At 68.2% G+C, this 17370-nt stretch carries 14 protein-coding genes and 5 pseudogenes; 6 read left to right on the forward strand and 13 right to left on the reverse strand.

Annotation, left to right across the window (positions count from 1 at the left end; genetic code table 11):
• The coding region (locus tag ACZ67T_RS35655) for an IS701 family transposase (protein WP_469989764.1) at positions 1-701 on the reverse strand (701 nt) is incomplete at its 3' end.
• 72 nt (positions 702-773) lie between these two features.
• A pseudogene (locus ACZ67T_RS35660) lies at positions 774-1603 on the reverse strand (IS5 family transposase).
• A gap of 159 nt (positions 1604-1762) precedes the next feature.
• On the opposite strand from ACZ67T_RS35660, the pseudogene ACZ67T_RS35665 reads away from it, so the two are divergent.
• Positions 1763-2092: pseudogene (locus ACZ67T_RS35665) on the forward strand (alpha/beta hydrolase); the annotation flags it as partial.
• Between the two features lie 19 nt (positions 2093-2111).
• On the opposite strand, the pseudogene ACZ67T_RS35670 reads toward ACZ67T_RS35665, so the two are convergent.
• From ACZ67T_RS35670 to ACZ67T_RS35680, 3 genes and pseudogenes are all read right to left on the reverse strand, one after another.
• Positions 2112-2237: pseudogene (locus tag ACZ67T_RS35670) on the reverse strand (IS5/IS1182 family transposase); the annotation flags it as partial.
• A gap of 60 nt (positions 2238-2297) precedes the next feature.
• Positions 2298-3521 (reverse strand): RNA-guided endonuclease InsQ/TnpB family protein, encoded by a 1224-nt coding sequence (locus tag ACZ67T_RS35675; protein ID WP_469989766.1) that lies wholly within the window; start codon positions 3519-3521, stop codon positions 2298-2300.
• A 155-nt stretch (positions 3522-3676) separates the two neighbouring features.
• Positions 3677-4020, reverse strand: a pseudogene (locus tag ACZ67T_RS35680) (transposase); the annotation flags it as partial.
• 144 nt (positions 4021-4164) lie between these two features.
• On the opposite strand from ACZ67T_RS35680, the gene ACZ67T_RS35685 reads away from it, so the two are divergent.
• Positions 4165-6978, forward strand: a complete 2814-nt coding sequence (locus ACZ67T_RS35685; protein WP_469989768.1) for a SpoIIE family protein phosphatase — start codon at positions 4165-4167, stop codon at positions 6976-6978.
• 114 nt (positions 6979-7092) lie between these two features.
• Here ACZ67T_RS35685 and ACZ67T_RS35690 read toward each other — a convergent pair whose 3' ends face one another.
• Entirely contained in the window at positions 7093-7329 is a 237-nt protein-coding gene (locus ACZ67T_RS35690; RefSeq protein ID WP_469989770.1) for a hypothetical protein, read from the reverse strand.
• 32 nt (positions 7330-7361) lie between these two features.
• Positions 7362-8684 (reverse strand): CitMHS family transporter, encoded by a 1323-nt coding sequence (locus ACZ67T_RS35695; RefSeq protein WP_469989772.1) that lies wholly within the window; start codon positions 8682-8684, stop codon positions 7362-7364.
• A gap of 162 nt (positions 8685-8846) precedes the next feature.
• Here ACZ67T_RS35695 and ACZ67T_RS35700 point away from each other — a divergent pair, with 162 nt between their 5' ends.
• From ACZ67T_RS35700 to ACZ67T_RS35710, 3 genes are all read left to right on the forward strand, one after another.
• Positions 8847-9770 carry a LysR family transcriptional regulator gene (locus tag ACZ67T_RS35700; RefSeq protein ID WP_469989774.1) on the forward strand — a complete coding sequence of 308 codons (924 nt, stop codon included), beginning with the start codon at positions 8847-8849 and terminating at the stop codon, positions 9768-9770.
• Positions 9771-9900: 130 nt separating this feature from the next.
• A complete protein-coding gene (locus ACZ67T_RS35705; protein WP_469989776.1) occupies positions 9901-11118 on the forward strand; it encodes a CaiB/BaiF CoA transferase family protein in 1218 nt (405 codons plus the stop codon).
• Complete coding sequence (locus tag ACZ67T_RS35710; protein WP_469989777.1) at positions 11108-12007, forward strand: HpcH/HpaI aldolase/citrate lyase family protein; 900 nt, start codon at positions 11108-11110, stop codon at positions 12005-12007. Before ACZ67T_RS35705 ends, ACZ67T_RS35710 begins: the two co-directional genes overlap by 11 nt.
• A gap of 1 nt (position 12008) precedes the next feature.
• Here ACZ67T_RS35710 and ACZ67T_RS35715 read toward each other — a convergent pair.
• The 6 genes and pseudogenes from ACZ67T_RS35715 to ACZ67T_RS35740 all read right to left on the reverse strand — a co-directional run.
• Positions 12009-12327: pseudogene (locus tag ACZ67T_RS35715) on the reverse strand (transposase); the annotation flags it as partial.
• A 140-nt stretch (positions 12328-12467) separates the two neighbouring features.
• Positions 12468-12962 (reverse strand): GNAT family N-acetyltransferase, encoded by a 495-nt coding sequence (locus tag ACZ67T_RS35720; RefSeq protein WP_469989779.1) that lies wholly within the window; start codon positions 12960-12962, stop codon positions 12468-12470.
• 434 nt (positions 12963-13396) lie between these two features.
• Positions 13397-13783 (reverse strand): COG4705 family protein, encoded by a 387-nt coding sequence (locus ACZ67T_RS35725; RefSeq protein WP_469989933.1) that lies wholly within the window; start codon positions 13781-13783, stop codon positions 13397-13399.
• 24 nt (positions 13784-13807) lie between these two features.
• Complete coding sequence (locus ACZ67T_RS35730; protein ID WP_469989781.1) at positions 13808-14077, reverse strand: hypothetical protein; 270 nt, start codon at positions 14075-14077, stop codon at positions 13808-13810.
• A gap of 96 nt (positions 14078-14173) precedes the next feature.
• Complete coding sequence (locus ACZ67T_RS35735; RefSeq protein ID WP_469989782.1) at positions 14174-15403, reverse strand: RNA-guided endonuclease InsQ/TnpB family protein; 1230 nt, start codon at positions 15401-15403, stop codon at positions 14174-14176.
• A gap of 152 nt (positions 15404-15555) precedes the next feature.
• Positions 15556-16395, reverse strand: coding sequence for a COG4705 family protein (locus tag ACZ67T_RS35740; protein WP_469989784.1), 840 nt, complete (start codon positions 16393-16395; stop codon positions 15556-15558).
• A 175-nt stretch (positions 16396-16570) separates the two neighbouring features.
• Between ACZ67T_RS35740 and ACZ67T_RS35745 the strand changes: the two genes are divergently transcribed.
• Complete coding sequence (locus ACZ67T_RS35745; protein WP_469989786.1) at positions 16571-17362, forward strand: COG4705 family protein; 792 nt, start codon at positions 16571-16573, stop codon at positions 17360-17362.
• Positions 17363-17370: the final 8 nt, after the last annotated feature.

A 17370-nucleotide genomic window follows, 5' to 3' on the forward strand; every position in this document is an offset into this window, starting at 1 on the left:
TCCACGTCGTCCGGGTGGACGCTCACATCTGAGCGGACGGCGACGACATAGCCGATGCCCCGGCGCTCCAGGCCGTCGCGGAAGTCGGCGTTCTGGCCGTAGCCGGCATCGGCCACCACCACCGGCGGGACCAGGCCCCATCCGGCCAGCTCATCAAGGGTGTCCAACGCCAGGCGCCACTTCTCCCGGTGCCCGATCTCCTCAGGGATCCCCGTCTTGCGCCGACGGACCGGATCGGCCGCCCACTCCTGGGGCACGAACAGGCGCCACTGCAGCGGAACCGACGCGGTGTCGGAGACCGCGTGCACGCTCACCGCGACCTGGCAGTTGGCCTGCTTGCCCAAGGCTCCGCAGTACTGAGGGGCGACCGCCACCGACATCTTCCCGTCCTTGGGGAACGACACATCATCGACCGCCCAGGCATCCGGGCCGATCTGCGGCACCATCCGCTCAGCGATCCGCCGCCGCACCAACACCGGATCCCAGGTCGACTGGTTCACGAACTGCTGCAGGTTCTGCTCGTTGCCGTCCGGCAGCCGCTCCGCCATCGCCTGGATGGACTTGCGACGACCGTCGAGCATCAGTCCCCGCAGATAGCAGTCACTCTTCGCCCGCTGGTCCTTGCGCGGCACCGACGCGAACACATCAGCCACGAATAACCCCAACTTCACCCGGGCACGGTTCACTTCATGTGCGTCCATACCCCCAACATGCCCCCAAACAGGACCGCGAGACAGACGTAACGGAGTCCTACTAGGAGTTGTCTTCAAATGTCACGCCCACATCAGGAGCGAGGCGAGGGTGACAGCTGCTTGGTAGGACTCGATCGTCTTGTCGTAGCGGGTCGCGATGCCACGCCACTGCTTGAGACGGTTGAAGCACCGTTCCACGACGTTGCGCTGCTTGTAGAGCTGCTTGTCGCAGGCCGGTGGGCGCCCGCCACGGCTGCCGCGCCGGAGCCGGTTGCGGACCTGGTCTGCTCGCTCGGGGATGGTGTGACTGATGCCGCGGCGCCGCATCCAGGTGCGTATCGCCCGGGAGCTGTAGCCCTTGTCGCCCAGCACGTGGGCGGGCCGAACCCGTGGCCGGCCCGGCCCGAGGCGAGGCACCCGGATCGCCTCCATCACCGTGGTGAACTGCGTGCAGTCGTTGGTGTTCCCGCCCGTGACCACGAAGGCGGGCGGGCGGCCGAAGGCATCGCAGGCCAGGTGGATCTTGCTGGTCAGACCGCCTCGGGAGCGTCCGAGGCCAGGGCTGCGGAGCCCCCTTTACGGGCCCCGGCGGCATGCTGGTGGGCCCGCACGACCGTGGAGTCGACCGACACCAGCCAGTCGATCTCCCTGGCCGCATCGGCTCGGGCCTGGGCGGCCTCAAGCATCCGCTCGAAGGTGCCGTCCAGAGCCCACCGGCGAAACCGCGTATGCAACGTGGCCCACGGGCCATATCGCTCGGGTACATCCCGCCAGGCCGTGCCCGTGCGGAACTTCCACACGATCCCGTTGAGCACCCTTCGGTCGTCCAACCGCTTCCGCCCCCGCAGGGTGGTGGGCAACAGCGGCCGGACGAACTCCCACTCCTCATCGGACAGTTCATGGCGACGCATCACCCGACCATGATCCACTACTCAAGATCATCATTTGAAGACAGGTCTTAGGCGCTCCTGCGGCTCGGTGCTGGGCCCATTGATCTTGCCGGTTGCGTGTAACGCACCACCGGCGTGGTTGTTGCCGCCTCCAATGGCGCGCAAGGCCGAGCGGAACCGGGGCGAGGAGTACCCGGCGGCATCCGTGCGGCCTTCGTTCACGCGTACACCGGGGGTAAGGCCCTGCGCTGCGCGTTCTCCTATTACCGGGCCCTGCCTACTGGCGCGCAACAGATCCAGGACGCCGTCGCGACGGCTCGGCTGACCATGCCCACCATGGCCGTCGGCTCTCACCCCGTCGGCACCGGGCTCGAACGCCAACTCCGTCCCATCGGCGATGACCTGGTCGGACACCATCTCCAGGACTGCGGCCACATCATCCCCCTCGACCGCCCCGACGCGTTGTTCGTGCTCCTTGCTCCCTTCCTCTCCACCGATCTGCCGAAGTGACTGGAGCGGGGCCGAAGGATCACGGCCGGCGGTTCGGGTGTTCGTCCCAGCGGTGACTTGCCCAGGACCGCCGGATCAGGCGGCGCACGGTGATGATTGTGTCAGCGAGGTCGAAGAAGGCATCAATGACAGTGACGCGACGCTCTTGACTTGCTCCTCGGGCTGAAGCCCGAGGATTCTGGCCTTCTCGATCGTTGCTGTGCCGCTACGCGGCAAAGGTTTCGGTCGGGAATCCGTGGCTTCCTGCTTCTTCGCGCTGTGCCGGGATCGCTCCTGGTCTTACCGGCGCTCCGCAGGCCGATACCGCCAGTCCGGCGGCCGTCTTCACGTTGATCGCGGCGTTGGTGTCCCGGTCGTGGACCGTACCGCAGGCAGTACAGGTCCACTCCCGGACATCGAGGGGTTTGGGTCCGTCCTTGACGCCGCAGGTGGAGCAGGTCTGGGAGGTCGGTTCGAACCGGCCGATCTTGACCAGGGTGCGGCCGTACCGCTCCGCCTTGTACGCCAGCATGGTGATAAACGAGGACCAGCCGGCATCGTGGACGGACTTGGCCAGCTTCGTGCGGGCCAGTCCTGCCACCGACAGGTCTTCCACGGCGATCCCTTGGTTCTCGCAGATCAGTCGCGTGGAGAGCTGGTGGTGGAACTCGCGGCGTGCGTCGACGACCTTGGCGTGGGCGCGGGCGACCCGCAGGCGGGCCTTGGCGCGATTCTTGCTTCCTTTCTGTTTGCGGGACAGCTCGCGTTGGGCCTTCTTCAGTCTCTTCTCCGCGCGGCGCAGGAACCGTGGGGAGTCGATTTTCGTGCCGTCGGACAGGACCGCGAAGTGGGTGAGGCCGAGGTCGATGCCGATGGTGCGGTCGGCTGCGGGCATCCGCGCCTGGTCGGCGGCGGGGTCGGTGTCGATGACGAATGAGGCGAAGTACCGCCCGGCCGCGTCCTTGATAACGGTGACGGAGGTGGGGGTGGCGGGCAGCGTGCGGGACCACTTCACCTTCACCGCCCCGATCTTCGGCAGGTTCAGCCGGCCACTGCCGGTGATGCTCCAACGGGCATTCGCGGTGAACCGGATCGACTGCCGCGAATCCTTGCGGGACTTGAAGCGCGGAGGGCCGATCCTCGGTCCCTTGCGGGTGCCCTTGAGGGAGGCGAAGAAGTTGCGGTAGGCGGTCTCGACGTCCCGCAGTGACTGCTGGAGGACGACGGCGGAGACCTCACCCAGCCAGGACCGCGCAGCGGTCTGCTTCGCCTGAGTGATCAGGCGAGTGGACAGCTCGCCGGCCGTCGGGAACGGCTGCCCGGCCTTACGGGCGTCTTCCCGGGCGCGGACCGCGTCGTTGAACACGACACGGGCACACCCGAACGCCCTGGCCAGCGCGGCCTGCTGAGCGGCGTCGGGGTACAACCTGAAGGCGTACCGGAGCTGCATGACGATCACACTAGACAAGTCGAACCCACGTCGTCACCGAGAACATACGAGCGATCCATCACCGTCACGAAGCAGGGTCCAGCTCCGCCGGAACGCCACCGCGACGCTCCGCGTCGCAACCATAGAATTCGCTTCACCCTCCGGCCTGAAGGCCGGAGCACTGCGAATGAATCCCGGTAGCACCGGGCGAGAGGGTGAAAGGCATTCTGCCACGCGTGAGTGCGTTCGACGCGCCAACGCCGACTGGCCTGAATGGGCGCCTTCTCCCTCTTGTGCGCGATGCGTCCGTGCGGGCCGCGTTCGCTGAGCTGGGCGCGGGTGGTGTCCGAGTCGTAGCCGGCGTCCAGGTGCACGGTGATGATGTCGGGCGGCGGGCCGAGGCCCTCCAGAGACGGTCCGGAGTCGGGGCGAGCAGCGAAGAGTCGTGGCGGTTGGCAAGCTGGCCGCGGCCATCACGCTGGCCGGTCGCATCCGTCGCGCTCAGCCGCGCGGCGGCCTGATCAATGAGTACCAGCAGTCCGCGTGACCGGGACGCGCCCGCCAGAGCCGAGGCGCGACATGCCTGATCAGCGGTCCGACCTCGGGTTTTCAAGCGGGGCAGGGTGTCCACCCTCGGGAACGTAAATGGTGCTAAGACAGGGTTATGAAGGGATTCTTTGGCCCAAAGCGTCATGAGTCGGATCGTCTCTTCGCTGGCCTCTCGCGTGAGCGAGGTGAGTCCGCGGGCTCGTGGCTGCGCTCTTTGCTGAACCTGCGCACCGCCGCCGGGCAAGTGTTCGTCTTGCAGATCGTGATCGTGGTGCTGCTGGTGGCGGCCGCGGTGACGGCCTTGTTGCTCCAGGCGGGTCGCGACAGTACGCGGGAGGCCGCACGCCAGGCGCTGACCGCAGCTGAGACCTTCGCGAACGCCCCGGGCACAGTCCAGGCATTGCACAGCGAGGATCCGACGGCCGTGCTGCAGCCGCGTGCCGAAGCAGCCCGCAAGAAGGCAGGCGTGACCTTCATCGTCGTCATGGACACCAACGGAATTCGCTATACGCACCCCGACCCGCGACAGATCGGGAAGAAGTTCATCGGCACCATCAAACCGTCCTTGGAAGGCCGCACCACCATCGAGCGGGCCCTCGGACTGCCCCTGCCCGAGGGCAGCGGGCCGGTCATCCAGGCGGTGGTCCCGGTGACCGATGACCGCGGCTCGGTCGTCGGCCTGGTGTCCGCCGGAATCAAGGTCCACAGAGTGACCACGCTGTGGGCACGGCAAATGCCGATCATTTTCGGTGCCGGGGCGGCCGCGCTCGCCTTGTCCACCCTTGGGACGGCACTGGTGGCCAGGCGATTGCACGGGCAGACGCACGGTCTGGGCCCGGCGGAGATGACGCGGATGTACGAACACCATCACGCGGTGCTGCACGCGGTCCGGGAGGGGGTCCTGATCATCGGTGCCGACGCACGGCTGATGCTGGCCAACGACGAGGCGCGGCGGCTGCTGGAGCTGCCGGCGGATGCGGAACAGCGGCAGGTGGCAGAACTGACGTTGGATGCGGATATGGCGCGGCTGCTGGCGTCGGGTGAGCCGACCACAGATGAGGTGCATCGCGCGGGGGACCGCTTGCTGGCGGTCAGTATGCGGCCCGCTGCCCCGTACGGCGCTCCGGCCGGCTGGGTGGTGACGTTGCGGGACACCACAGAGCTGGCAGCGGTCACCGGACGGGCGGCGGTGACGCGGGAGCGGCTGACGCTCCTGTACGACGCGGGGATGCGGATCGGTACCACGCTGGATGTGGTGCGCACCGCGCAGGAGCTGGCGGATGTGGCGACCCCACGGTTCGCCGACATCGTCACCGTCGATCTGCTGGAGTCGGTGGAGAGGGGCGGGGAGCCGACCAGGACGGCGGGTATGCGCCGTACGGCAATCAGCGGGGGGTATCAGGAGCGGGAGGGGGTCTACCCGGTCGGAAAACTGATCATCTACTCGCCGGCGGCTCCGCAGGCGCGGGCCCTGGAAGCGGGGCGGGCAGTGCTGGAGGGCGACCTGCGACAGGCCTGGGGTTGGCGGGAGCAGGACCCTGACGGGGCCAGTAGGGCCCTGGAGCGTGGGGTGCATTCGCTGGTGACAGCGCCTCTCCAGGCGCGTGGCGTGGTGCTGGGGACGACGAATTTCTGGCGCACGGGGGATTCGCCGCCGTTCAAGGAAGAAGACCTCTCCTTCGCGGAGGAGCTGGCGGCGAGGGCGGCGGTGGCCATCGACAACGCCCGCCGCTTCACCCGTGAGCACTCGATGGCGGTGACCCTGCAGCGAAGTCTGCTGCCGCAGGGGGTACCGGAACAGGACGCATTGGATGTGGCCTGGCGGTACTTGCCCGCTGAAGCCGGCGTGGCCGGGGACTGGTTCGACGTCATCCCGCTGCCGGGCGCCCGGGTGGCGCTGGTGGTCGGAGACGTGGTCGGCCACGGATTGCACGCGGCCGCGACGATGGGGCGCCTGCGCACGGCGGTACACAATTTTTCCGCCCTGGACCTGCCGCCGGACGAACTGCTCGGGCACCTGGACGACTTGGTCAGCCGCATCGACAGTGACGAGGGCAACGGCGGCGGCCCGCAGAGCCACGCCGAATCGGTCACGGGTGCGACCTGCCTGTACGCGATCTACGACTCGGTCACGGGAGTGTGCACGACGGCGCGAGCAGGACACCCGGGCCCGGCGGTGGTGCATCCGGACGGGACCGTCACCTATCCGGAAGTATCTGCTTCGCCACCTCTCGGCCTGGGAAGTCACCCCTTTGAGGCCACCGAGCTGCACTTGCACGAGAACTCACGACTTGTGCTGTATACCGACGGGCTGATCGAGAACCGCGATCGGGACATCGACACCGGGCTGGACCTGCTGCGCGGGGCGCTGGAGAGGGCGGGGCGCACTCCGGAGGAGACGTGTCAGGCGGCGATCGACGCGATGCTGCCGGCGCACCCGGCCGATGACATCGCGCTGCTGGTGGCGCGCACCCGGTTGCTCGAGCCTTCGAGGGTGGCGCACTGGGAGGTGTTGCCGGATCCGGCGGCGGTGGCCCCGGTACGTGCGGAGTGTGGGGCGCAACTGCAAGCGTGGGGCCTGGAGGACATCGGGTTCACCACTGAACTCATTCTCAGCGAGCTGATCACCAATGCGATCCGATACGGCTCGCCACCCATCAGGGTGCGGCTGCTGCACCACCGCAGCCTGACCTGCGAGGTGTCGGACGGGTCCAGCACCTCTCCACATGTGCGGAGGGCAGCGACAACGGACGAGGGTGGACGTGGGCTGTTCTTGGTGGCGCAGCTCGCCCAGCAGTGGGGCACGCGATACACATCGGGTGGCAAAGTCATCTGGGCTGAACTGTCACTACACAACGGTGCCGCTGCCTCGATGAGCGACACACTCACCGACGCCCTTCTCGACCAGTTCGACGATCCCACCCTCTGATCTGCGTGAACCAGCGGCGCTCCAGCAGGAACTGACTTGGCGGCCGGATCCGCCGCGAGGTGGGGCAAACGCAGTGCTCATCTGCCGACAGCAGCCGAACCGCGCGCCGGAGTGTCAGGTTGCGGGCGCCAGGTGACTTCCGTCCCGCAGCGGCACTTTGACGTCCTCCCGCGCGACACCGTACGTCCCTGGTCTGTCGTACGAGACGAACAGGTCGGGCGGCACCGCGGTCGCCGCCGGGTTCGCTGCCGCGGTCCGCGTGGGGACGAGAGCCGCCGTCAGAGCGGTGGAGACACCGAGCGAGCACACTGTGCGGCGGCGCAGCGGCGCCGCACCTTCAGAAAACTGCATATCGACGTGTCCTTGAGGTCGCCCAGAGTGGTTCACAGGGAGATGGCACCGGTGAGCAGGGCCGCGGCGGTCATCACGAGCGTGGTGCCGAACGCCCAGCGGAAGATGAAGCGCTGGTGCTCGCCGAGTTGGACGCCGCTCATGCTGACGAGGATGAACGTGGAGGCGGTGAGCGGGCTGAGCGGGAACCCGGTGGTCATCTGGCCGAGGATCGCGGCCCGTGCGATCTCCGCCTGGTCGCCGCCGAACCCGGACGCCGTGTGGGAGAGGACGGGCAGCACCCCGAAGTAGTAGGCATCCGGGGTGAAGGCGAGGCTCAGGGGCATGCCGGTGACCGCCACGAGTGGTGCGAGGTGTCCGCCGAGGGAGTCGGGCACGACGGAGACGAGGGCCTCGGCCATCTCGGAGATCATCTTGGTGCCGGTCAGGATGCCGGTGAACACACCCGCCGCGAAGATCATCGTCGTGACCAGTACGACGCTCTTCGCGTGCTTCTCCAGGAGCGTCTGCTGGGCTTCCCAGGTGGGGTGGTTGACGACGAGGGCGAGCGCGAAGGCGATCACGAACAGCACGGGCAGCGGCATGACTTCCGTGACCAGGGCCACGACGAGGACGACGGTCAGCACCGCGTTGAACGCGGTGAGCAGGACCGGCGGACGCGCCACCGAGGGCACCAGCGGGGTGCCGGGACCGTCTCCGGCCGCGTGTACGGCGGACTCCTGCACCTCGCGCAGTCCCTGAACGGCGAGGCGGCGGCGCTCGCGCCGGCCGATCCAGTACGAGGCGAGCAGCACCCATACGACACCGCAGATCATGGCGGGGACGACCGGCGTGAAGACGTCCGAGCTCTCCAGCTTCAGCGCCGCCATGGCCCGCACGGTCGGTCCACCCCACGGGATCAGGTTCATCACGCCCGCACCCAGGCAGACGACACCGGACAGGACGAGTGGGCTCATGCCGAGGCGCTTGTAGAGGGGCAGCAGGGCGGAGACGGTGATGAGGAAGGTCGAGGCGCCGTCTCCGTCAAGGGCCACGCACATGGTGAGGACGGCGGTGCCGACGGCGATGCGCGCCGGGTCCTTTCGGGCGATCCGCAGGATGCCGTTGATGAGCGGGTCGAAGAGGCCGACGTCGACCATCAAGGTGAAGTAGAGGACCGCGAAGGCGATCATGATGCCGGTCGGAGCGACCGTGGTGAGCCCGTCGAGAATCATGTCGCCCATGTCCCCGGCGAATCCGCCGACGAGCGCCGCCAGCACCGGCAGCAGCACGAGGGCCACCAGGACGGAGACCCGTTTGCTCATGGTGAGCACGAGGAACAGTCCTATCGTGCAGAAACCCAGCGCTGCCAGCATGGTTGTCGCTCACCTTCTCCTACTGTTGCGCACCGTCGCGCGTGTCTGCCCGGCTGAGTGACGAGTCTCGGAGCTGCGGCGGATCGGCGTCCAGCATCAAACCGAGATCTATCCATGCGGTCTGCGCATCAATGACAGCCGCAGACCGTACGCTCGTTCGCCATGGACAGCACTCTCCGGCATCTCACCGCGTACGCCGCCGTGGCCCGGGCGGCCAGTTTCACGGCGGCCGCCGCCCAGCTGCACGTCTCCCAGTCCTCGCTCAGTCGCGCGGTGGCCGACCTGGAAAGGCAGTTGGGCGCCCAATTGCTCGAACGCGACACCCGCAACGTCGAGTTGACCGCGGCGGGCCGGGAAGCACTGCGGATAGCCGAGCAGATCGTCAACGCCCACCGGTCGGGGATGAAGGAGCTGCAGCGCTTCCTGCTCGGTGAGGCGGGGAACGTGGCGGTGGCCACCCTGCCGTCGGTCGCGGCGGTGCTGCTGCCGCAGGTGATTCTGGAGTTCCGGCAGCAGCGGCCGCAGGTCGCGGTGCAGATCATGGACGGTCTGGAACAGTCGGTGCTAAGCCGGGTTCTGTCGGGTGACGCGGACTTCGCGATCACCACCACCGGTGAGCCGTCGGGGCAGTTGGAGCATCGGCCGCTGGTGCGCGACCGGTTCGTCGCAGTGCTGCCGCGGGACCATCCGCTGTCCGACCTCACCGAGGTCACATGGGACGAGCTGGCCCGTGAGCCGTTCCTCGCCGTAGGCCGCGACTCCAGTGTGCGGCGCCTGACCGATGCCGCGTTCGCCCAGATCGACGCACGCTCGGCGCCGGCCGCGGAGGCGGGCAACGTCGCCACGGTCGGCGGCCTCGTGGCGGCCGGGCTCGGGGTGAGCGCGATGCCCGCACTCGTGCTGCCGCTGCTCGGCGCGGGCCCGCTCGTGCACCGTCCCCTGGCCGAGCCGACCGTGCACCGGCGCCTGGACATCGCCCTGCGCGCGCAGCGCCCGCTCCCGCTCGCGGCCGACCGGTTCCTGGAGACGCTCCAGGAGTACCGCACGCGCCGACACCCGTTGCCACCCGGCGTGTCCTGGGTCTGACCCCGGTCTGCCAACTCCCTGCACTTATGCGGTTTCCGCAAGGATTCATCGCTCTTTCTTGCTGGACGCACATGTCGGCGGCTGGGCAAGCTGAAGAGCGCCGCAGTCGACCGAGTCGGGGAGCACAGCAGTGTCGAACAATCAGCAGGAGGCCGGCGGCCAGGGACAGTTGCACGGCCTGAAGGTGGTCGAGTTCGCGCACGTGGTGGCCGGTCCGCTCGCCGGGTCGATGCTCGCCGACCAGGGTGCGGACGTGGTGCACGTAGAGCCGCCGGGTGCCGGCGACGCGGCGCGCGCCATGGGCCCCAAGAAGGACGGCCATCCGCTGTGGTTCAAGGTCGCGGGCCGCAACAAGCGGTCCGTCACCCTCGACCTCCACCATGAGTCGGGGCGGGAGATCGCCCAGCGGCTGGTCGCGTGGGCCGACGTGGTGATCGTGACCTTGCGCAACGGCCGCCTGCGCTCCTGGGGACTCGACTGGGAGGCAGTGCACCGTGTCAACCCGAAGGCCGTGCTGCTGCAGATTTCCGGCTTCGGCGCCACTTCGTCGCGGGCCGACGAGCCGGGGTTCGGCAAGGTCGGCGAGGCCCGTAGCGGTGTGGTGCACCTGACCGGCTTCTCCGACACCCCGCCGGTGCACACCGGCTTCTCGCACGGGGACGCCGTGACAGGTCTCATGGGCGCATACGCGGTCCTGGCCGCGCTGCACCGTCGCGACCACGACCCCGACTTCGACGGCGAATGGATCGACCTCGCTCTCTTCGAGCCGCTGTACCGGCTCGTGGAGTGGCAGGTCATCGTCCACGACCAGCTCGGCACGGTGCCCGAGCGCTCCGGCAACCAGCTCGCCGTCGCCCCGGCCGCCGTCATCAACACCTATCGGTCGCGAGACGACGAGTGGATCACGGTGACCTCAGCCACTCTTCGCTCCGTACGCAATGTCGCCGTACTGCTCGGCTGCGACGAGACTGAATTCGCCACCGCGGAACAGCAGTTCGCGGGACGTGGCCGGCTCGACGACGCGCTGCGGGCCTGGGTGGCCGAACGGACGGCGGCCGAGTGCCTGAAGGCGTTCGGGCGGGCCGAGGTGGTGGCGTCGCGGGTGTTCAGCGCGGCGGACATCGCCGAGGACCCCGTCTACGCCGAGCGCGAGGACATCATCACCGTCGACGACGCCGACCTCGGCCCCGTACGGATGCAGTCGGTCATCCCGCACTTCCGGCAGCGGCCGGGCGCGGTGTGGCGGACCGGCCCCACGCTGGGGCAGGACAACGACCTCGTCTACCAGAAGTGGCTCGGCCTGGACGCGGAACACCTCACGGACCTGGAGAAGCACGGTGTCGTCTGAACCCACGGCCCCGCCGCGTCCGCTGTTGCGGTCCCTGCTGTTCGTACCCGGCAACCGGGCCGCCGCCTGGCTGCCCAAGGCGCGGGCAGCCGGCGCCGACGCGGTCATCCTCGACCTCGAGGACGCCGTGCCCGACGGGGCGCGCACTGACGCACTCCAGCAGGTCGCGGACGCTATCGCCCAACAGGACTCGCAGGGACCCGCGTTGTTCGTCCGCATCCCCCCGCTCGACAGCTGGGCCGCGGCCGACGAGCTCCGCGGTCTGTGCGGGCCCGGCCTGACCGGGATCGTCCTGCCCAAGGTGACCGGCCCCGACGACGTCCGCATCGCCGACCGGCTGCTCGGCTGGAGCGAACACGAACACGGTCTGCCCAAGAACCACTTCGCCCTCCTGCCGATCCTGGAGAGCTCCGCCGCACTGCGCGACGCCTATGGCTGCGCGTCGGCCGCCACCCGTGTCGCCTACCTCGGCGCGGTCACCGGAGCGGGCGGCGACGTCGAACGCGCAGTCGGCTACCGCTGGAGCCCCGGCGGCACCGAGACGCACACCCTGCGCGCCCGCGTCCTGCTCGACGTGCGCGCGTCGGGCACGCCGCATCCGGTGGCCGGGCTGTGGACCCGCATCGGCGACCTCGACGGCCTGCGCGCCTTCGCCGAGCAGAACCGGGCACTCGGCTACGCGGGCATGATGGCGATCCACCCGTCCCACGTGCCCGTCCTCAACGAGGTCTTCGCGCCGGGCCCGGACGAACTCGCCCGCGCGGCACGGCTGATCGCCGTCATGGAGGAAGCCCAGGCGCGCGGCGTGGGCGCGGTGACGTTCGACGGGGAGATGGTCGACGAGGCGATGGCGGCGACCGCGCGGGCGCTCCTGGCGCGGCACAGATGAGTGCGGTGCCGGTGTACTGGCGCTGGACGCCGACGGTGCGGGTGCCCATCTTCACGTCCCCGGTCTCGTCGACCACCAGCACTGCACCCTCGTCGAGTACATGGTCCAGGACGCACTCGCGCACGTCATCGCGGACGGCATCAGCGTCACATCAGGCCCGGCCGAGATAGGGGGAGCATCCCGTCAGGGGTGGCCTCTCCGGCCCACTCGGCGATGCTCCAGCAGTCTTTGCGTGGCAGGTCCGCCAGCAGCCCCAGCATCAGAACCCGTACCCGACGCCGGGGTTCAACCCGGGCGAACAGGCCGGCTATCCGGCTCATCAAGCTCTCGAACTCCCGGCCTGCCAGCGAGCAGTTCTACGCGGTGACCTGCGGCCACCGCAAGATCGTCAGTCTGCACACTCCGATGATCAGCGGTGGCCGCGGCCTTCCCGCAGTCGACCCACGAGGAAGATCAAGGTCTATGTCTGGAGGTCGCGCTGGTACCAAGTGCCCGACTTGCCGCCGAGATCGGACGGGATGGCAGGGCCAAACGGAACGAACCCGGCCTTGGCCAAGACTTTCTGGGACGCGGCGTTGTCGTGGGAAGTGGCCGCCCGCAGTGTGCGCAGGCCGTGCATCGCTGTCGCCATCCGGCACAGCTCCCGGACGGTCGCGGTCGCCACGCCGCGGCCGGCGACCCGCTCCGCGACCCGGTAGCCGAGTCTGGCAGTACCGTCCTCCAAGTCGTACAGGTTGAACCTGCCGAGCACCGAGCCGTCCTCGCCGACGAGCACGTAGAAGACGCAGATGCCGGCCTCCTGCTCTGCCAGCGAGGCGTTGTACCGGTCGGTGAACCGGTCGAAGAAGTCGTCGCCGCGGTCGGAGATCGAGGCAGCGAAGTAGGTGCGGTTCGCCAGCTCGAAGGCCAGGACCGCCGGGGCGTGGCCGGCTTGCAGCCGCTTCAGCTCGGGCATCGCCCGACTCTAGCCAGATCGTGCGCTGAGGCCACCTGAGTTTCCGCCAAGGACAGACAGCCTCAAGACCAGAGAACATAACGATTTACGGCCGGAGTACTGATCCTTCACCGATCGCGAGAGTCCACTTTTCCCGAACGGGCTCCCCACGCAGCGCGCGGCCCAGCTGGACAACGTCCAGCCAGCGCGCGGCGCCGGCTGGCCCGTTCGGCTACGACTACTGCGCATGGGTGCCCGGGGCGCGGCGGATCTTGGGCCCCGGACCGGTATGGATCTGGTCGCGCAGGTGTGTGGCGTTGGTGACCTGCGGGGCGGGTGGCCTCCGGCTATAGACTCGGACCGCTCACTATTTTTCACGAATTTCTGGAATCTGCGCGGCCCGCGGGATCAACACCAATCACCCACGAACCCACCTGCCTGTTGGGTGACCGGACTCAGTCGAACTGCCGAGTGACCGGCTCCCGTCCAGCCGGCCGTACTGCGGTCCGGCGTTCCTGGACCTGCGCGTAGTCCACCAGACCGAGCAGGACGGCCAGGAGTACGGCCGACGACCCCGGCGCGCCGGGGTCCAGGCCGCCCTTGGCGACCGGCTTGGTCAGGAAGTCACCCGCGGTGGCGCCCAACGGGCGGGTGAGGACGAAGGCGATCCAGAAGAGCAGCACGTTCGGCACCACCGGCACCTTCATCAGGGCGGCGAGAACGGCGAGCGCCCCGGTCACGAGCAGCGCGCCTCCGGCGTCACCGAGCCCGGAGCTGTCGGACAGCAAGTCACACATCGACGTGCCGAGGGTGTTGGAGACGAGGATCGCCGACCAGAACAGCGCCTCGACGCGTAGGTGACAATGTCACGGATCTGGGGTCATCCCGGTGGCCTTCCACACCGCGAAGATGACCAGCAGGATCGAGATGAGGACCGCCTCCCCGGTGGGGTAGCCAAGGCCCAGTCCCTGCGGGCCCCAACCGAGTGAAGTGGCGTTGCCGGACAGGTACTTGGCTCCCGCGTCACGGATCATGAAGTCGGACATCGTGGTGCCTGCCATGCTGGTCGACAGGATCACGGTCCGGTAGAAGAACGGGTTGTAGCGTCTGGACCTCAACTGCACGATCAAGGTCACCACGAAGATCAGGAACAGCGCGATCGTGGTGAGGAATTGACTTGCTCCTCGGGCTGAAGCCCGAGGATTCTGGCCTTCTCGATCGTTGCTGTGCCGCTACGCGGCATAAGGTTCGGTCGACAATCCGTGGCTTCCTGGTTCTTCACGCTGTGCCGGGATCGCTCCTGGTCTTACCGGCGCTCCGCAGGCCGATACCGCCAGTCCGGCGGCAGTCTTCACATTCCTGGCGGCGTTGACATCCCGGTCGTGGACCGTACCGCAGGCCGTACAGGTCCACTCCCGGACATTGAGGGGTTTGGGTCCGTCCTTCACGCCGCAGGCGGAGCAGGTCTGGGAGGTCGGTTCGAACCGGCCGATCTTGACCAGCGTCCGACCGTACCGCTCCGCCTTGTACTCCAGCATGCTGATAAACGAGGACCATCCGGCATCGTGCACGGACTTGGCCAGTTTGGTGCGCGCCAGTCCTGCCACCGACAGGTCTTCCACGGCGATCCCTTGGTTCTCGGAGACCAGTCGCGTGGAGAGCTGGTGGTGGAACTCGCGGCGTGCGTCGGTGACCTTGGCGTGGGCGCGGGCGACCCGCAGGCGGGCCTTGGCGCGATTCTTGCTTCCTTTCTGTTTGCGGGACAGCTCGCGTTGGGCCTTCTTCAACTTCTTCTCCGCGCGGCGCAGGAACCGCGGGGAGTCGATTTTCGTGCCGTCGGACAGGACCGCGAAGTGGGTGAGGCCGAGGTCGATGCCGATGGTGCGGTCGGTTGCGGGATCGGTCCATCGGATGCGGTCGGTGTCGGGGTCGGTGTCGATGACGAAGGAGGCGAAGTACCGCCCGGCCGCGTCCTTGATCACGGTGACGGAGGTGGGGGTGGCGGGCAGGGTGCGGGACCACTTCACCTTCACCGCTCCGATCTTCGGCAGGTTCAGACGGCCGCTGCCGGTGATGCTCCAGCGGGCGTTGGCGATGAACCGGATCGACTGCCGCGTGTCCTTGCGGGACTTGAAGCGCGGAGGGCCGATCTTCGGTCCCTTCCGGGTGCCCTTGAGGGAGGCAAAGAAGTTGCGGTAGGCGGTCTCGACGTCCCGCAGTGACTGCTGGAGGACGACAGCGGAGACCTCACCCAGCCAGGACCGCGCAGCGGTCTGCTTCGCCTGGGTGATCAGGCGAGTGGACAGCTCGCCGGCCGTCGGGAAGGGCCGCCCGGCTTTGCGGGCGTCTTCCCGGGCGCGGACCGCGTCGTTGAACACGACACGGGCACACCCGAACGCCCTGGCCAGCGCGGCCTGCTGAGCGGCGTCGGGGTACAACCTGAAGGCGTACCGGAGCTGCATGACGATCACACTAGGCAAGTCGAACCCACGTCGTCACCGGGAACATGCGAGCGATCCATCACCATCACGAAGCAGGGTCCGGCTCTGCCGGAACGAAACCGAGGTTGCCAGTATCAGCCTGAACACATCCGGAATGCTCCCTGCACGCCTGCTCAGGCCGCGTGCCGGGCGGCGGGCTGAGGCTGCGTCACGTCCTTCCGGGTCACCGACAGGTACACGACCAGGCCGAGGATGACTGCGAGGAACAGCACACTGGTGACAACCGTGCCCATGCCCAGGCCGCCGTCGCCGGTGGGCTGGGAGAGGTAGTCACCGATGGACGCGCCGAGCGGGCGGGTGAGGACGTAGGCGATCCAGAAGCTCCAGACGGCGTCCAGGCCGAGCTTGAAGTGCGCGAGGGCGACCGCGCCGATGGCCAGGCCGAACAGAACCGCGGCGAGCCAGTAGCCGAGGTCCATGCGCTCGGAGACCAGGTCGCCTGCAGCGGTGCCGAGGGCGAAGGTGAACAGGACGGCGAGCCAGTAGAAGGACTCCCGGCTGGTGCTGTCGATGCTGTGGATCGACAGCGTCCGCTCACGCCGGTACCAGACCACGAAGACGAACGCGAGGATGATCGCGAAGACGGTGGTACTGGTTTCCAGCGGCACACCCATGTTGTCGGTGAGGTTGTCGCTGATCAGCGTGCCGACGACACTGATCAGGGCGACGGCGAGCCAGTACACGCCCGCGCGATACGCGCTGGTGCGGAACTGGACGACCAGGACGACGGCCAGCAGAGCGCTCATCAGCACCGACACACCGGTCAGGCCGAGGCCGGCCTTCTCGTTGAGCAGGTCGGCAGCTGTCTCACCCACGGTGGTGCACAGCACCTTGATGATCCAGAAGTAGGCGGTGACTTCGGGCACCTTGTTCCAGCGCTGCCGGGGCCCGGAGGCCGGCGCCTGGGTGCCGGCCGCCGACGCTGAGGAGGTCTTTGACGTCTCGTATGTCATGAGGCCCGACCGTGCCAATGCATACCTGAACGCATCCTGACTGCCGTGCGGCGTCGCCTGCCGCATCCGCCTCGGCCGAGCACCATACGTGCCGTGACGACTCGTGATCAGGGCCGTGCGGGCCCGGACACGCCGTTCAGGATGCATTCAGGCTCGAAGTGCCATCGTGCGGATCATGATCGCAGAGCACGTCCTCGACGACCGGCCCCTCATCCCCGTACGGCACTTGGCGAACAAGGTGCCGCAGGTGACCGCCTACTTCTGGATCATCAAGGTACTGACTACGGGCATGGGCGAAACAGCGTCGGACCTCCTGGCCCGTACGCTCGGCCCGATACCTGCGGTCGCACTCGGCGGCCTCGCCCTGGCGGCCTCCCTGGTCATTCAGTTCACCCGCCGCCGGTACGTCGCCTGGGTCTACTGGACCGCCGTCGTCATGGTCAGCGTTTTCGGCACCATGGCCGCCGACGTCCTGCACGTCGGCCTGGGCGTGCCGTACGTGGTGTCGGCCCCGGCCTTCCTCGCCGTGCTGGCCGCGGTCTTCGTCCTCTGGTACGTGAGCGAGCGGACCCTGTCGATCCACACCGTCCGAACGCGCCGTCGCGAAGCGTTCTACTGGGCGGCCGTACTCGCCACCTTCGCCCTGGGCACCGCCGCGGGCGACCTCACCGCCGCTGACGGCTTCGGCTACCTGGGCTCGGTCGTCCTCTTCGCGGCCGGCATCTGCATGCCCGCCCTGGCCCACCGTTTCGGCACCATCGGCGCGGTGACCGCGTTCTGGACCGCGTACGTCATCACCCGCCCTCTCGGCGCCTCGCTCGCCGACTGGATGGCACTCGGTCACACCCGCGGAGCTCTGGGCCTCGGACTGGCGCCGGTCACGCTCGCGTGGACGGCCGCGATCATCGGATTCGTCGGCTACGTCGCCGTGTCACAGCGCGACAGGCGCACCCCCACGGCAGCCTGAAGTTGAAC

Source organism: Streptomyces sp. NPDC107517, assembly GCF_055582645.1.

Coding starts and splice junctions, on each gene's coding strand:
- ACZ67T_RS35745 (WP_469989786.1), top strand. CDS start 16,571: ATGATCGCAGAGCACGTCCTCGACGACCGGCCCCTCATCCCCGTACGG.
- ACZ67T_RS35675 (WP_469989766.1), bottom strand. CDS start 3,521: ATGCAGCTCCGGTACGCCTTCAGGTTGTACCCCGACGCCGCTCAGCAG.
- ACZ67T_RS35685 (WP_469989768.1), top strand. CDS start 4,165: ATGAAGGGATTCTTTGGCCCAAAGCGTCATGAGTCGGATCGTCTCTTC.
- ACZ67T_RS35740 (WP_469989784.1), bottom strand. CDS start 16,395: ATGACATACGAGACGTCAAAGACCTCCTCAGCGTCGGCGGCCGGCACC.
- ACZ67T_RS35700 (WP_469989774.1), top strand. CDS start 8,847: ATGGACAGCACTCTCCGGCATCTCACCGCGTACGCCGCCGTGGCCCGG.
- ACZ67T_RS35735 (WP_469989782.1), bottom strand. CDS start 15,403: ATGCAGCTCCGGTACGCCTTCAGGTTGTACCCCGACGCCGCTCAGCAG.
- ACZ67T_RS35695 (WP_469989772.1), bottom strand. CDS start 8,684: ATGCTGGCAGCGCTGGGTTTCTGCACGATAGGACTGTTCCTCGTGCTC.
- ACZ67T_RS35690 (WP_469989770.1), bottom strand. CDS start 7,329: ATGCAGTTTTCTGAAGGTGCGGCGCCGCTGCGCCGCCGCACAGTGTGC.
- ACZ67T_RS35720 (WP_469989779.1), bottom strand. CDS start 12,962: ATGCCCGAGCTGAAGCGGCTGCAAGCCGGCCACGCCCCGGCGGTCCTG.